This is a genomic window from Arthrobacter ginsengisoli (genome assembly GCF_031456935.1).
Classification (GTDB): Bacteria; Actinomycetota; Actinomycetes; order Actinomycetales; family Micrococcaceae; genus Arthrobacter; species Arthrobacter ginsengisoli.
The window spans coordinates 1-14,469 of record NZ_JAVDVQ010000001.1 but is presented as its reverse complement, the minus strand read 5'-3'; the positions used below and the strand labels follow the sequence as shown (position 1 = coordinate 14,469).

General features: G+C 68.1%; 16 protein-coding genes and 1 pseudogene. 8 read left to right on the top strand and 9 right to left on the bottom strand.

Annotation, left to right across the window (positions count from 1 at the left end; genetic code table 11):
- Positions 1-28: 28 nt before the first annotated feature.
- The 5 genes from lplAB to J2X01_RS00065 form a co-directional block, all read right to left on the bottom strand.
- On the bottom strand, positions 29-1,132 hold the full coding sequence (lplAB, locus tag J2X01_RS00085; RefSeq protein ID WP_310049303.1) for a lipoate-protein ligase LplAB: 1,104 nt from the start codon (positions 1,130-1,132) through the stop codon (positions 29-31).
- Positions 1,133-1,235: 103 nt separating this feature from the next.
- Positions 1,236-1,493, bottom strand: coding sequence for a type B 50S ribosomal protein L31 (locus J2X01_RS00080; RefSeq protein ID WP_024365679.1), 258 nt, complete (start codon positions 1,491-1,493; stop codon positions 1,236-1,238).
- Positions 1,494-1,660: 167 nt separating this feature from the next.
- The gene (locus J2X01_RS00075; protein ID WP_310049290.1) at positions 1,661-2,470 is read right to left on the bottom strand and encodes a TrmH family RNA methyltransferase; all 810 of its coding nucleotides are present in this window, start codon (positions 2,468-2,470) and stop codon (positions 1,661-1,663) included.
- 44 nt (positions 2,471-2,514) lie between these two features.
- Entirely contained in the window at positions 2,515-3,300 is a 786-nt protein-coding gene (locus J2X01_RS00070) for a sulfite exporter TauE/SafE family protein (RefSeq protein WP_310049289.1), read from the bottom strand.
- Between the two features lie 18 nt (positions 3,301-3,318).
- Positions 3,319-4,104: an ABC transporter ATP-binding protein gene (locus J2X01_RS00065; protein WP_310049288.1), complete on the bottom strand. Its 786-nt coding sequence runs from the start codon at positions 4,102-4,104 to the stop codon at positions 3,319-3,321.
- A gap of 135 nt (positions 4,105-4,239) precedes the next feature.
- Between J2X01_RS00065 and serB the strand changes: the two genes are divergently transcribed.
- Positions 4,240-5,148 (top strand): phosphoserine phosphatase SerB, encoded by a 909-nt coding sequence (serB, locus tag J2X01_RS00060; protein ID WP_310049287.1) that lies wholly within the window; start codon positions 4,240-4,242, stop codon positions 5,146-5,148.
- 113 nt (positions 5,149-5,261) lie between these two features.
- On the opposite strand, the gene J2X01_RS00055 is transcribed toward serB, so the two are convergent.
- From J2X01_RS00055 to fabG, 3 genes are all read right to left on the bottom strand, one after another.
- Complete coding sequence (locus J2X01_RS00055) at positions 5,262-6,014, bottom strand: SDR family oxidoreductase (protein WP_310049285.1); 753 nt, start codon at positions 6,012-6,014, stop codon at positions 5,262-5,264.
- Between the two features lie 244 nt (positions 6,015-6,258).
- Positions 6,259-6,678, bottom strand: coding sequence for an Hsp20/alpha crystallin family protein (locus J2X01_RS00050; RefSeq protein WP_310049282.1), 420 nt, complete (start codon positions 6,676-6,678; stop codon positions 6,259-6,261).
- A gap of 182 nt (positions 6,679-6,860) precedes the next feature.
- Positions 6,861-7,586, bottom strand: a complete 726-nt coding sequence (gene fabG, locus J2X01_RS00045) for a 3-oxoacyl-ACP reductase FabG (RefSeq protein WP_310049281.1) — start codon at positions 7,584-7,586, stop codon at positions 6,861-6,863.
- A gap of 151 nt (positions 7,587-7,737) precedes the next feature.
- Between fabG and J2X01_RS00040 the strand changes: the two genes are divergently transcribed.
- Genes J2X01_RS00040 through J2X01_RS00025 form a run of 4 tightly spaced genes read left to right on the top strand, consistent with a single transcriptional unit; the run spans position 7,738 to position 9,827 of the window.
- Positions 7,738-8,217, top strand: coding sequence for a DUF3099 domain-containing protein (locus tag J2X01_RS00040; protein ID WP_310049278.1), 480 nt, complete (start codon positions 7,738-7,740; stop codon positions 8,215-8,217).
- Positions 8,214-8,462 carry a hypothetical protein gene (locus tag J2X01_RS00035; protein ID WP_310049275.1) on the top strand — a complete coding sequence of 83 codons (249 nt, stop codon included), beginning with the start codon at positions 8,214-8,216 and terminating at the stop codon, positions 8,460-8,462. Before J2X01_RS00040 ends, J2X01_RS00035 begins: the two co-directional genes overlap by 4 nt.
- Positions 8,463-9,347 (top strand): SURF1 family cytochrome oxidase biogenesis protein, encoded by an 885-nt coding sequence (locus J2X01_RS00030; RefSeq protein ID WP_310049272.1) that lies wholly within the window; start codon positions 8,463-8,465, stop codon positions 9,345-9,347.
- Between the two features lie 12 nt (positions 9,348-9,359).
- The gene (locus J2X01_RS00025; RefSeq protein ID WP_374724910.1) at positions 9,360-9,827 is read left to right on the top strand and encodes a YbaK/EbsC family protein; all 468 of its coding nucleotides are present in this window, start codon (positions 9,360-9,362) and stop codon (positions 9,825-9,827) included.
- Positions 9,828-9,846: 19 nt separating this feature from the next.
- Here the strand turns inward: J2X01_RS00025 and J2X01_RS00020 are convergent, their stop codons facing one another.
- The gene (locus J2X01_RS00020) at positions 9,847-11,445 is read right to left on the bottom strand and encodes an ABC-F family ATP-binding cassette domain-containing protein (protein WP_310049265.1); all 1,599 of its coding nucleotides are present in this window, start codon (positions 11,443-11,445) and stop codon (positions 9,847-9,849) included.
- A gap of 323 nt (positions 11,446-11,768) precedes the next feature.
- Here J2X01_RS00020 and J2X01_RS00015 point away from each other — a divergent pair, with 323 nt between their 5' ends.
- The 3 genes and pseudogenes from J2X01_RS00015 (at position 11,769) to J2X01_RS00005 (ending at position 13,902) form a co-directional block, all read left to right on the top strand.
- Positions 11,769-12,464 (top strand): biotin transporter BioY, encoded by a 696-nt coding sequence (locus J2X01_RS00015; protein ID WP_310049262.1) that lies wholly within the window; start codon positions 11,769-11,771, stop codon positions 12,462-12,464.
- Between the two features lie 98 nt (positions 12,465-12,562).
- A pseudogene (locus J2X01_RS00010) lies at positions 12,563-13,228 on the top strand (energy-coupling factor ABC transporter ATP-binding protein); the annotation flags it as partial.
- Positions 13,225-13,902, top strand: a complete 678-nt coding sequence (locus J2X01_RS00005; protein WP_310049259.1) for an energy-coupling factor transporter transmembrane component T family protein — start codon at positions 13,225-13,227, stop codon at positions 13,900-13,902. The pseudogene J2X01_RS00010 and the gene J2X01_RS00005, both read left to right, overlap by 4 nt.
- The last annotated feature ends 567 nt before the right edge of the window (positions 13,903-14,469 follow it).

Sequence of the window (14,469 nt, the reverse complement as noted above, 5' to 3'; positions counted from 1 at the left end):
GGAGCAACCGATGGGGTGGCGGGGGTTCTTAGGGGACCCGGTGCAGCCACTCCGGAGTGCCGAACTTGGACTCGACCCGGTGCTGCGCGGCGGCGAGCTCGGACTCGGTGAGCTCCGAGGGCGTCGCCGCGTAGCGTTCAGCGAAGACCTCCATCATGGCCGCGACAATCTCGGTCCGCGCCAGGCCGGTCTGCCGGCGGAGCGGATCCACCCGCTTTTTGGCGCTCCGCGTGCCCTTGTCGGAAAGCTTCTCCTTGCCAATCCGCAGGACCTCGACCATCTTGTCCGCGTCAATGTCGTAGCTCATGGTCACATGGTGCAGCATGCCCCCGTTCGCGAGCCGTTTCTGCGCGGCGCCGCCGATCTTGCCCTGCTCCGTGGCGATGTCATTGAGCGGGACGTAGAAGGCGCTGATCCCCAGCTTCCCGAGGGCTGCCATCACCCACGCGTCCAGGAAGCCGTAGGAGTCGGCGAAGCTGATGCCGTCCACCAGGGTCTGCGGCAGGTACAGCGAGTAGGTGATGCAGTTGCCGGCCTCCATGAACATCGCTCCCCCGCCGCTGATCCGGCGGACCACGCTGATGCCGTGCCGTTCGACGCCGGCGGGGTCCAGTTCGTTGCGGACGGACTGAAAACTGCCGATCACCACGGACGGTTCCTCCCAGTCCCAGAAGCGCAGGGTCGGGTTGCGGCGCCCCGCGCCGACCTCTTCGGCCAGGATCTCGTCGAGGGCGACGTTGACGTGGGTGGGCAGCACGGAGGGCGCAATGATGTTCCAGTGGTGGTCCGCCCAGCCGGTGGCCTTCGCGAGGGCGCGCCGCACGGTGACTGCCACGGCGTCGGCGGAAAAGCCGAACAGGATGGCGTCGGCCGGCAGGGCCGCTGCCACGGCGGCGGAGAGGTCCGCCGCGGAGGCATCCGCCGGGAGACCGGTGAGCGCCCGGTTGATCTCCGGCAGTGCCTCGTCCGGCTCCAGGAAGAAGTCCCCGCTGAGCGAGACGTTCGCGAGGACACCGTCGACGACGTCCAAATCGGCCACGACGAGTTTGCCGCCGGGAACCTTGTACTCCCCGTGCCGCCGGGCGCCGTCGTCAGCGCTGCCGGAACCGGGGATCGGGAGAAGGGGTGTCATGCGGTTAATCCTGCCACGCGCCAAACCCGCGGCCGGCGCGGGACGCAAAAAGCCCGCACCGTCGCCGGTGCGGGCTTTTCCAACAGACCTTGGGGAGAAGAAGTTACTTCTTGCCGCCGAAGCCCTTGAAGCGAGCGTTGAAGCGCTCGACGCGGCCTGCAGAGTCCATGATGCGCTGCTTGCCCGTGTAGAACGGGTGGGACTCGGAGGAGATTTCGACGTCGATTACCGGGTAGGTGTTTCCGTCTTCCCACTCGATGGTCTTCTTGGAAGACACGGTGGACTTGGTCAGGAACTTGACGCCGGAAGCCAGGTCGTTGAAAACAACAGCTTCGTACTTCGGGTGAGTATCAGACTTCATAATTGGACCTTTGTTCGCACAACTGGATTTTGCCAGTTGCCAGGTATGAATGGGATGGCCAGCGGAATGCACCGGACGGCCAGCTATCAATGATAGCGGAAAGTCAGCGCCTTCGCCGCCTGACCAGCGCTGTTTCAGCGCAGCAGCGGTCCAGCGCAGCGGTCCAGTCAGTCCCGGGGGCGCAGCTCCCAGAAGGCGACGGCGGACGCTGCCGCGACGTTTAGCGAGTCAACGCCCGCGCGCATGGGAATCTTCACGGCGAGGTCGACGGCGGCGAGCGTGCCCGGGCTCATCCCGGCACCCTCGGTGCCGAGCACCAGGGCGAGTTTCTCCGGCCGCCGGGCGGCCAGCGCATCGAGGTCCACGGCGTCGTCCGTGAGCTCGAGCGCGGCCACGGTGAAGCCCTGGCCGCGGAGCAGCTGCAGGTCCCCCGGCCAGTCCTCCAGCCGGGCCCACGGCACCTGGAACACGGTTCCCATGCTGACCCGGACGCTCCGGCGGTACAGCGGGTCCCCGCAGCGCGGCGAGACGAGGACGGCGTCGACGCCCAGGGCCGCGGCGGAGCGGAAGATCGCACCGACATTGGTGTGGTCCACGATGTCCTCCAGCACGGCCACGCGGCGCGCCCCGGCGAGCAGCTCGGGCAGCGGCACCGGGTCCGGCCGCTGCATGGCCGCCATCGCGCCGCGGTGCAGGTGGAAACCGGTGATGTCCTCGAGCAGGGCGGCGGAACCGATGTAGGCGGGGACGTCCGGGTACTGCGCAAAGACGTCGCCGAGGTCCTCCAGCCATTTCTCTGCCAGGAAGAAGGAGCGCGGCCGGTGTCCCGCCGCGAGGGCCCGGCGCAGCACCCTGGAGGACTCGGCGATGTACATGCCCTCGGCGGGTTCCCGGAGTTTGCGCAGGTGCACGTCCGTCAGCCGGGTGTAGTCCGAGACCCGGGGGTCGTCGGCGGAGTCAAGGTGGTGGAAGGTCATGGGGAGGCCATTTCAGCGGGGGATCTCAGCGGTCATGGAACGGGTCACTTGAAGAGGTTGGCGGTCATGAACCCCAGGGCGACGAGCCCCAGGACGAAGATGACGCCGCGCAGGACCACCGGAGACAGCCGCCGGCCGACCTTGGAGCCGACGAAACCGCCGATCAGTGAACTCACCGCGATCAGTCCAACGACGGCCCAGTCGATCCGGTCGAAGGCGAAGAGCAGGTAGGAGGCTGCCGCCACGACGTTCACGCCGAGGACCAGGATGTTCTTCATGGCGTTGGCGTTCTGGATGGTTCCGGTCATGAAGATGCCAAGGATCCCGACCAGCAGAATGCCCTGGGCCGCGACAAAGTAACCGCCGTACACGCCGGCCAGGTAGACCAGAACCACGAGGAGGACGCCGTGGCCGCGGTCGCGGATGGCGTGTTCGGGATTCTCCTCCCGGTTCCGGACCCACTGCTGCAGCCGGGGCTGGAAAACAACCATCAGGAGCGCGAGCACGATCAGGACGGGTGCGGCGTAGTGGAAGACCTTCTCGGGCAGGTGCAGGAGCAGGTAGGCCCCGGTGATGCCACCCAGCAGCGAGGCCGGCAGCAGTTTGAGCAGTTGCTTCCCGCGACCGGCCAGTTCCTTGCGGTAGCCCCAGGCGCCGGCGGCATTGCCGGCCACCAGCCCCATCGCGTTGCTGATGGACGCGGTGACCGGCGGGTAGCCGAGGGCGATCAGGACCGGAAAGGTGACGAGGGTTCCGGACCCGACCACACTGTTGATGGTGCCTGCCCAGAGCCCGGCAAAGAAAATGAGGACACTATTGAGGAACTCCACGCGCGGTCAGCGGCCCGCTCAGCGGCGCGCGGTTGCCGTGTACCGGCCGGCGCTGGCGCTGACGTCCAGCGGCAGCCCGAAGGTCTCGCTCAGGTTTTCGGCCGTGAGGACACTGTCGATGGGGCCCTGCGCCACCACACCGCCGTCGCGCATCAGCATGGCGTGGGTGAAGCCCGGCGGCACCTCTTCAAGGTGGTGGGTGACCAGCACGATGGCCGGCGCGGCCTCGTCGCGGGCCAGCTCGCTGAGCCGGTGGACGAGATCCTCGCGGCCGGCAAGATCCAGCCCGGCGGCGGGCTCATCGAGGAGCAGCAGTTCGGGATCGGTCATAAGTGCCCGGGCGATCTGGACGCGTTTGCGCTCCCCCTCGGACAGCGAGGCGAACGGACGGTTGAGCAGCGGGCCCATGCCCCACTCGTTCAGCAGGGCAAAGGCGCGGCGTTCGTCGTCCCTCTCATAGCCCTCGCGCCAGCGTCCCGTGACGCCGTAAGCAGCCGTCACGACGACGTTGAGGACCTTCTCGTGCTCCGGGATCTGGTTGGCCAGCGCGGCCGAGGACAGGCCGATCCTGGGCCGGAGTTCGAACACGTCGACGGCGCCGAGGATCTCCTCCAGGATGCCCGCCATGCCGCTGGTGGGGTGGATCCTGGCGGCGGCGATCTGCAGCAGTGTGGTCTTGCCGGCGCCGTTGGGGCCCAGGATCACCCAACGCTCGCCTTCCTTGACCTGCCAGTCCACCTTGTCCAGGAGCGTTTTTGCCCCACGTACAACGCTGACGGCGGCCATTTCAAGAACATCACTCATAGGAGTAGACACTAGGACAAAACAGCGGACGACTGATAACCGGACCGCGCCGCGTGCGCGCTCCCGCGCTGCCGCGGCGTCACCGGAGCGCAACGGATTCGGACCCCGCTCCGCGTGATCGATAGGATTGCAGTCATGAACCTGTTCGTGACCGCAGTGAGTTATGCCCGGAAACTGACCCTTCCGGAGGTGCAGCAGCTCAGGTCGCTGCTCGCCGGGGCGGGCATGGCGCTGGACGCCGAAACCCGCACGGGGGACGCCCGCTTCGAGGTCTACACTGCGGACGGCAGCGTTGACGCCGGACCCGGCCCGGTCCACCCGTCGGCGGCGCTGGCCGGTCTGCGCCGGGCGGCGGCCGGGCACGGCCCGGCCGGAGTGGACACCGCCATTGTGCCCGCCTCGCTGCGCCAGGCGCGGCGGAAGCTCCTCATCATGGACGTGGACTCGACCCTGATCCAGCAGGAAGTGATTGAGCTCCTGGCCGCCCACGCCGGCAAGCGTGACGAAGTCGCGGCCGTGACCGAGGCCGCCATGCGGGGCGAGCTGGACTTCGCCCAGAGCCTGCACGCCCGTGTGGCGGTGCTCGCCGGGCTGCCCGCCGACGTCGTCGATTCCGTCCGTGCCGAGGTCACCTTGAGCCTCGGGGCGGCGTCGCTCGTGGCCGCCTTCCAGGCCGCCGGGCATGTAGTCGCCGTGGTCTCCGGCGGCTTCAACCAGATCCTCCGGCCGATTGCCGAGGGCCTGGGGCTTGACTACTGGATCGCCAACGAACTCGAAATCGTCGACGGCGCGCTGACCGGAAAGGTGGTCGGGGAGGTCATCGACCGGGCGGCGAAGGAGAAATACCTGCGCGAATGGGCCGCCAAGGAAGGCATCCCGCTGGAGCACACGATCGCCGTGGGCGACGGCGCCAACGACCTGGACATGCTCGGGGCGGCAGGGATTGGCGTGGCGTTCAACGCCAAACCGGCGGTCCGCGCTGTCGCGGATGCCGCGGTGAACCTGCCGTACCTCGACGCCGTCCGGCACATCGCCGGCGTCTAAGGCTGGACCGGAACACACAGAAGACCGGGGCGGCGTCCGCCCCGGCCTTCTGTATTTAAGCCACTAAATCCTGTGTTCAAGTCGGGGCAGTTCCTGCCTGACTACGTGATGCGCTAGTGGTTGCCCTTGTCGAAGTAGTCGGCGCCGCCGACGTATTCGGTGTGGCCGCTGGGGACGTCGGCAGTGACCATCTTGGCGATCTCCGCGGCGAACTCCTTGACCGAGTACAGCTTCCCGGCCTCGGCGCGGCGGGCCTCGATGGCGCCCGGGTTGGAGCGGTCCAACAACGTTGCCGTGACGGTGCCCTCGATCATGTCGCCGGAGACGACAACCAGCGAGATGCCCTTCTCGGCCAGATCCGGAACGAGTTCGCGGAGTGCGTCCTCACCGGCGCGCTTGCTGCGTGCCACCGGCTCGTAGTTGGCCATGGTGGGCACGGTGTTGATGAAGTGGGCCTGGTGGCTCGTTATGAAGACCACGCGGCTGCCCTCGGGCATCAGCGGCACGGCAGCGTTGAGCATGTTCAATTGGGCGTCGCGGTTGAGCTTGAGGGCATAGTCCTCCGCCATACCCGTTTCCATCCCGCCGGAGGCGTTCAGGACCAGGACATCGAGTGAGCCGAAGTTCTCCATCGCGGCGCTGGCCAGGGCCTGGACGCCTTCCTGGGTGGTGAGGTCGGCGCCGACGGCAGCGGCACGGCCGCCGGCCGCCTCGATCTCCGCGACGACCTTGTTGGCGCGCGGCGCCTTCTGGCGGTAGTTGACGACGACGGCGGCACCCTCGGCGGCAAGGAACTTGGCGACGTCAGCACCGATGCCCCTCGATGAACCGGTCACTATTGCGGTCTTGTTGTCCAGCAGTCCCATACGAGCTCCTTTGTTCCAAACATCCAAAAACGGTGGGTCTGCAGTCCATCATGCCAGCGGCGCAGGAGTTTTCCGTTGTTCGAGTTCCACAAAGAAGCCGCGGCAGGCTAGTGACGGCCCGGCCCGCAGGCGCAGGCTCGCCCGCATGGATTGTCCGCACCCCCAGCGCCACCGGGGCGGCCGGACCGCTGGTGTCCGCCCGCCCCGCCGGACCGGCCGCGGTGCGCGGCACCCAGTCCGGCTGCTACGTGTGGTCAATCCTGATCTTTTTCGCCGTTGCGTCCGACGCCTTGACCGGGGCGGGCGCCCGCACCTCAAGAACACCGTCCTTGTACGTTGCGGTGATGTCCTCTTCCCTGGCGCCGGGGGGCAGCGCGATGCTGCGCGAGAAGGAGCCATAGCGGAACTCCGAGCGGTACCCGTCCTTGCCCTTGTGCTCGGTCTTCTCCTCCCGCTCCGCCCTGATGTGCAGCATTCCCTCACTCACGGAGACGTCAACGTCCCGGTCGGGATCAATCCCCGGAACCTCAGCACGCACCACCAGGGTGGTGCCGTCCACAAACTGCTCGACCTTGATGGAGGGGGTCATTGTCAGGTCACCGTCGAGGAAACGCTTGATCGGCTCCAGCACGTCCGATGGGACCCACTTGTTCAGTTCAGCCACGATTGTCCTCCTGATTCCATGCCCCTGCCGGTGTGTGGTCAGGGGCTGTAGCCCCATTACACACCCCGGCTGTCACCGGCGCTATGGCTGAAAGTCCTGTTGTGGCTGACCCGGTGTACCCCGCCGGGCGGGCGGACAGCTACGGCGGCTCCCGCCGCCGTCGTTAGCCTTGGGGCCCTGGCCTAGTGGCCCATGCCGAGGCCGCCGTCGACGGGGATGACGGCGCCGGAAATGTAGGCGGCCTCGTCGCTGGCGATCCAGCGGACCACGTTGGCGACCTCGGAGGCTTCGGCGAAGCGGGCGGCGGGAACCCGGGACAGGTAGTCCTTCTGGGTCGCTTCGGGGAGTTCGGCCGTCATATCCGTGTTGATGAAGCCGGGTGCCACCACGTTGGCCGTGATGCCGCGGGCGCCCAGCTCGCGGGTCAGCGAGCGGGCGATGCCGACGAGTCCGGCCTTGGACGCCGAGTAGTTGATCTGGCCGGGCGCCCCGTAGAGGCCGGAAACGGAGGAAATCAGGACCACGCGGCCCTTGCGGGCCCGGATCATGCCCTTGGACGCACGCTTGATCACGCGGAACGCGCCCGTGAGGTTGGTGTCGATGACCGAGGTGAAATCGTCTTCGCTCATCCGCATCAGGAGGGTGTCCTTGGTGATGCCGGCGTTCGCCACCAGTACCTCGACGGGGCCGTGGGCGGCTTCCACCTGAGCGAACGCGGCGTCCACGGAGGCTTCGTCCGTGACGTCGGCCTTGACGCCGAGGATGCCGGCGGGGAGCGCTGATTCGCTGCGGTACGTCACCGCCACCTTGTCACCGTTGGCGAGGAAGGCTTCGGCGATGGCGAGGCCGATGCCGCGGTTCCCGCCGGTGATCAGGACACTGCGGCCGGCGGTTGCTGTTTCAGACATGGTGGGGCTCCGGAATTCTGCGGCGGGAGGGCGCCGCGCTGGGGGAGGGATTTTCCTGCCTCCGATCTTAGCGCCCGGTGCCGCCCCGTTTGGGTGGCCCTGCCGTTGGTGAGAGAATTGGATTAAGCCTTGGGAGCGTGATCTGACAGCCTTGACACTCAAAAACCGACCCGGTGTACCTGTGCCCGGGAACCCGGGAGTACCCACTGGTGATTCCGAGGTTCACAGCATTACGGATGCCGCCGCCGCGCACTCTGAAGAGATGCGCCAGCGGATGATCAAGTACGCCGTGGCGATGGGTATCCGCATGGTGTGCCTGATCCTGATTTTTGTTGTGGACGGCTGGTTTAAGATCATCCCGGTCCTCGGGGCCGTGTTTCTGCCCTGGATTGCCGTCATCATCGCGAACGGCAGCGACACGGCCGAGGTCCACGCTGACGCGCTGCTGGACTACGCGCCGCTGCCCGAACTTGAAACGCCGGCCACCGGCGGGCCGGCTGACCCGTCGTTGACGCTGCTGCAGGGCGAAATCGTCGATGATGAGGACTCCCCGGAGGATGGCCGAGGCAGCCGCGGCGCCCCCGGCGGACAATCCGACATCGACGGTGACCATGGACGGGCGGCATCGTGAACCTATTTGACCTGGCCGGGGAGGGCGCGACAGCCGGCCCGGCGGAGCCCGTCTGCTCGCGCAAGGCCTGCCGGAGCGGCGCCGAATGGCAGCTGCTCTGGAACAACCCCAAGATCCACACCCCGGAACGGCGGAAGATCTGGCTCGCCTGCGGAGAGCACCGGGCCTGGCTCGAGGACTACCTGCAGACCCGCGGGCTCTGGAAGGACACCGTGGCACTGGACCCGACAGGCAAGGCAAGCTGAATGTACCGTTTTCTTTTCTCCAGCAAGTGGCTGGGGTATCTGTTGCTGGCCGCGATTTTTGCCGCCGCGTGCGTCGGGCTGGGCCGCTGGCAGATGGACCGCCGGGCCGAGACCCTCGCCGAGATCAACCGCGTCACCTCCAACTATTCCGCCGCGCCCGTCCCTTTCGCCGAGGTCAAGGACCAGTTCCGCTCGCTGGCGGGGGAACGCGAGTGGACCCAGGTGGAACTCCGGGGCAGTTATGACGCCGCCGGGCAGCGTATCGTCCGGAACCGTCCGCTCAACGGCCAGCCCGGCTATGAAGTCGTGGTCCCCTTCAAGGTGGAAACCGGCGAGACGGTCGTGATCGACCGCGGCTGGCTGCCGATCGGCAACAACAACCCTGGCCGCCCGGACGCCGTCCCGGCTCCCCCGCAGGGGACCGTGACGGTCATCGCCCGCCTCAAACCCGCCGAGCCCGAGCTCCAGCGTGGCGCCCCGGACGGCCAGCTGGCGTCGATCGACCTCGCCGCATACTCCGGACAGTTGGGCTATCCCCTGCTGACCGGCGCCTACGGGCAGCTGGCGTCCGAGAGGCCCGCGGTAGCGGACATGCCCTTCCCGTTCCCCAAGCCTTCCACCGAAGAGGGCACCCACCTGTCCTACTCGCTGCAGTGGTTCGCTTTCGGCGTGCTGATGTTCATTGGCTTCGGGTACGCCGCCCGTCAGCAGGCCCGAAACGCGGCCATTGACGCCGCGGACGCCGAAGGCCAGGCCGCAGAAGCGGACGGCTTCCGCATGCACTCGAGCGGCCCGGTGGCCCGCCGCCGGCCCGTTCCCCGCCAGCGGAAGAACGCGACCGCCGAGGAAGAGGAAGACGCCATTCTGGACGCCCAGGGGTTCTGAGGAGTGGCCAGGCTGTTGCCGGAGCCCGTGGTCCGGGTCAAGCTGGCGCTGGCGGCGCTCGGCGCCGAGGACACCGTGACGGTGTTCGATTCGAAGGTCCCGACGGCGGCTGCGGCGGCCGCAGCGCTGGGCTGCGACCTCGCCGCCATCACGAACAGCCTGGTGTTCGACGTCGGCGGCGCGCCGCTGCTGATCCTTGCCAGCGGTGCCGGCAGGGTCGATGTCCGCAAGGTCGCGGCGCAGCTGGACGCCGGGCAGATCCGCCGGGCCTCCCCCGAGTTTGTCCTGGAACACACCGGCCAGGAAGTCGGCGGCGTGGCCCCGGTCGGGCATCCGGAGAAAATCACGACGTTGCTGGACGAGTCCCTGGCGGCCCAGCCCGTGCTCTGGGCCGGGGCAGGCGACCACCACGCAATGTTCTCCATCAGCTACGACGAACTGCGCCGGATCACCGCGGCCAGGGTGATGCCCGTCCGCTGACGAAGCAGCCCGGCGAGAGCTACGCCAGCGTGATCAGGTCCAGGTAGTCTTCGTTCCAGTGGTCCTCGATGCCGTCGGGCAGCAGCACCACACGCTCCGGGTTCAGCGCCTCAACGGCACCTTCGTCGTGGCTGACCAGCACCACGGCGCCGGTGTAGTTGCTCAGGGCGCCGAGGATTTCGGCGCGGCTGGCGGGGTCCAGGTTGTTGGTGGGCTCGTCGAGGAGCAGCACATTGGCACTCGAGGCGACGATGGTGGCCAGGGCCAGGCGGGTCTTCTCGCCGCCGGAGAGCACGCCGGCGGGCTTGTCGACGTCGTCGCCGGAGAACAGGAACGAGCCCAGGATATTGCGCACTTCCGCGTCGTTCATGTCCGGGGCGGAGGAGCGCATGTTCTGCAGCACGGTCCGGTCCACGTCGAGCGTCTCGTGCTCCTGGGCGTAGTAGCCCACCTTCAGGCCGTGGCCCGCGACGACTTCGCCGGTGTCCGGCTTGTCGACGCCGGCGAGCATGCGCAGGAGGGTGGTCTTGCCGGCGCCGTTGAGGCCGAGGATGACCACCTTGGAGCCGCGGTCGATGGCGAGGTCGACGTCGGTGAAGATCTCCAGCGAACCAAAGGACTTGCTGAGCCCGTCCGCGGTGAGCGGGGTCTTGCCGCAGGGCGACGGATCCGGGAAGCGCAGGGCTGCCACACGGTCGGTCGCGCGGACGGCTTCGAGGCCGCCCAGCAGGCGCTCGGCACGCTTGGCCATGTTCTGTGCGGCGACAGCCTTGGTGGCCTTGGCGCGCATCTTGTTGGCCTGGTCGAAGAGGACCTGGGCCTTCTTCTCGGCGTTGGCGCGCTCCCGCTTGCGGGCACGCTCGTCGGTTTCGCGCTGCTGGAGGTAGCGCTTCCAGTCCATGTTGTAGAAGTCGATCTGCGCACGGTTGGGGTCCAGCAGGAAGACCTTGTTCACCGTGGCCTCGAGCAGTTCGGTGTCGTGGCTGATCACGATCAGGCCGCCCTGGTGGTTCTTGAGGAACTCGCGCAGCCAGGTGATGGAGTCGGCGTCGAGGTGGTTCGTGGGCTCATCCAGGAGCATCGTTTCGGCGTCCGAATACAGGATGCGGGCCAGCTCCACGCGGCGGCGCTGGCCGCCGGAAAGGGTCTTGAGCGGCTGGTTCAGCAGCCGGTCCGGGAGGGCGAGGTTGGAGCAGATCGCGGCGGCCTCGGCCTCGGCAGCGTAGCCGCCGGCAGCCAGGAACTCGGATTCGAGCCGGTCGTAGCGGTTCATCGCCTTGCGCTGGACCTCGGCGTCATCGCTGGCCATGTCCTCATGGGTCTGCCGGAGTTTGCCGACGGCGATGTCCAGGCCGCGGGCGGACAGAATCCGGTCGCGGGCCAGCTGCTCCATGTCCGGGGTCCGCGGGTCCTGCGGCAGGTAGCCGATCTCGCCGCTGCGGGTGACCTTGCCGCCGGCGGGCAGGCCTTCGCCCGCGAGCACCCGGGTCAGCGTGGTCTTGCCTGCACCGTTACGGCCCACGAGGCCGATCTTGTCTCCCTTGTCGATCCGGAAGCTCACCTGGTCCATAAGGAGGCGGGCGCCGGCGCGCAGTTCGAGATCCTGGACGGTAATCAATGCAGCTAAGGCCTTTCACAACAGGGAACGCCGCGGCACAGCGGTGGAATCTGCAGGGGGCCGGGGCAGTGCGGCCGAGAGCACGGCCTCTACAAGTCTACCGGCCCTGCCCCCGCCCGATGACAAGGGCCGCGCCGTTTGCGCTAAACGACGGACGACGGCGGCGGCGCCCCACCGCTGCCCGGCACCATGGGGGGCTTTTGGTGCGGTCCTCCAGCCAGCGGGCTTCCGGTTAGTGGAGCACCTACAAAAAACCCGGCCCGCTGGGCTCGTAAAGTCAAAATCTGATGCACGTAGTGATTCACTCGCGATAGGAACTTCCCATGACACAGACCGACGGCAGCGCCGCCGCCACGCCCGCCGGACGGCGGAACCGCTGGAACGCCACCGACCTTGGCCTGATCGCGGTTTTCGCCGCGCTCGTGGCCTGCTCCGCCCTGATTGCGGCCATTCCGGTGGGCGGGATGGGGGTCCCCATTACCCTGCAGACGCTTGCCGTGATGCTCACCGGCCTCGCCCTGGGCCCCGGCAGGGCCTTTGCCGCCGTCGGGCTGTACGTTCTCCTCGGACTCGCCGGGCTGCCGATCTTCAGCGGCGGACGCAGCGGGCTCGGAGTCCTGGCCGGCCCCTCTGCGGGCTACATCATCGGCTTTGTCTTCGCCGCGACGGCCGTCGGCTGGCTGACCGTCGTCGTTCTGCGCCGCACGGCGGGCCGTCCGGGCAAGCTGCGCGCGGTCCTGCTGTTCGCCGCCGCAATGGTGAGCAGCATCATCTTTGTCCACAGCCTCGGCATCCTGGGCATGATGGTCAACGCGAAGCTGGACTTCGCAAAGGCCTTCCTGGCAGACCTGGTCTTCTACCCCGGAGATGTGATCAAGAACGTCCTCGCGGTGACCATTGCCCTGGCGCTGCACAAGGCGTTTCCGGATCTGCTGATCCGCCGGGTCCGGACCGGCGGGACCGTGACCGCCGCGGCCGGCACCGGCATTCGCAGCGCCAAGGTGGATCACCTGCCGTGAGCACCATTGTGCTGGACCGGGTGGCGGTGCGCGTGGCGGTTGACGGCCGCCCCGCACCCAAAACCCTGCTCGGGGAACTGACCCTGCGGCTCACCGAGCAGCGGATCGGCGTCATCGGCGCCAACGGTTCCGGCAAGTCCACCCTGCTGCGGCTCCTCAACGGACTCGTGGCGCCGAGCACCGGCACCGTCACGGTGGACAAATGGGACACCGTCCGCGCAGTCCGGGAGGTCCGCCGGCGGGTCGGTTTCGTCTTTACAGACCCACTGTCCCAGCTGGTGATGCCGACCGGGCGGGAGGACGTGGAACTGTCCCTCCGGCGTTCGGTCCGGAACGGCCGGGAACGCAGCCGCCAGGCGGAAGCAACCCTCGACCGCTTCGGGCTGCTGCCGCTGGCCGACCAAAGCATCTACGAGCTGTCCGGCGGGGAGCGCCAGCTCCTCGCCCTCGCCGCGGTCCTCGCCGTGAACCCCGAGGTGCTGGTCCTGGACGAGCCGTCCACCCTGCTGGACCTGCGCAACCGGGAACTGCTGCGCAGGACCCTGGCCGGACTCAGCCAGCAGATCATCCTCTCCACCCACGACCTGGAGCTCGCACTGGACCTGGACCGGGTTCTCGTGGTCGACGCCGGTGCGGTGGTGTTCGACGGCGGCCCGGCCGCCGCCGTCGACCACTACCGGGCGCTGTGCGGTGCGGGGCTCACGCGTTCCGGCGCAGGCCAAGACCGGCCGGGCCTGGACCAGCCGGGTCCGGAGCGGCCGTGAGCGGCCACGGATTCCTGCTGGCCAATTACGTGCCGGGCAGCTCGCTGCTGCACCGCACGCCGCTGTGGCTGAAGTTCCTGCTGGTCCTTGGCTGCGGCATGGCGTCGTTTTTGATTGTGGACTGGGCCGTGGCGGCCGTCGCCCTGGCGGTGATGTGCACGGTGTTCCTGCTCAGCGGGGCGGGTCTGCCGCGGCTGTTCCGGGCGGTCCGGCCGGTGCTGCCGGTCCTTGCCATGATCGGGCTGTTCCAGTGGTGGCAGCTCGGCGGACCCACCGCGGCACGGATTGTGCTCAACGTGCTGGTCTGTATTGTGGCGGCCTCGATCCTCACCGCCACCACCCCGGTGCAGCGGCTGCTGGACGGCGTGGCTTCCCTGGCGCGGCCGTTCCGGCGCTTCGGCGCGGATCCGGAGCGCTTCGCGCTGACCATCGCCATTATGCTGCGCAGCATCCCGTTCATCGCGGGGGCGTACAGCGACGTCCGGGATTCCGCCCGCGCCCGCGGCCTGGAACGCAACCCCCGTGCCCTGATCCTCCCCGTCTTCATCACCACCGTGGCCTTCGCGCGCCAGACCGGCGACGCCCTCGCCGCGCGCGGCCTGGGCGAGGCGGACACCGCGGAGCATGCCCAGCCCGCGGACCCCGCAGACCCCGTGGGACATGCCCTCCCCTGACCCGGACCACTGGACATGCCCTCCCCTGGCTGCGGCCACTGGACGTAAGCCCACTATGTCCACTGGGTGTCCCCAGGACTGGGCATGTCCCCCGGGTGGCACGGCGGGGGCTTGCGCTTCCTGTCCCAGGGTCACGGGGCATGCCCTCCCTTGATCCGGGCCACTGGACATGCACTCCCCTTGCTGCGGCCACGGGACATAAGTCCACTATGTTCACTGGGTGCGCCCGGGACTGGGCATGTCCCCCGGGTGGCACGGCGCGGGCTTGCGCTTCCTGTCCCAGGGTCACGGGGCATGCCCTCCCTTGATCCGGGCCACTGGACATGCACTCGCCTGGCTGCGGCCACTGGACATAAGCCCACTATGTCCACTGGGTGTCCCCAGGACTGGGCATGTCCCCCGGGTGGTACGGCGCGGGCTCGCGCTCCTGTCCCAGGGTCACGGGGCATGCCCTCCCCTGGCTGCGGCCACTGGACATAAGTCCACTATGTTCACTGGGTGCGCCCGGGACTGGGCATGTCCCCCGGGTGGCACGGCGCGGGCTTGCGCTTCCTGTCCCAGGGTCAC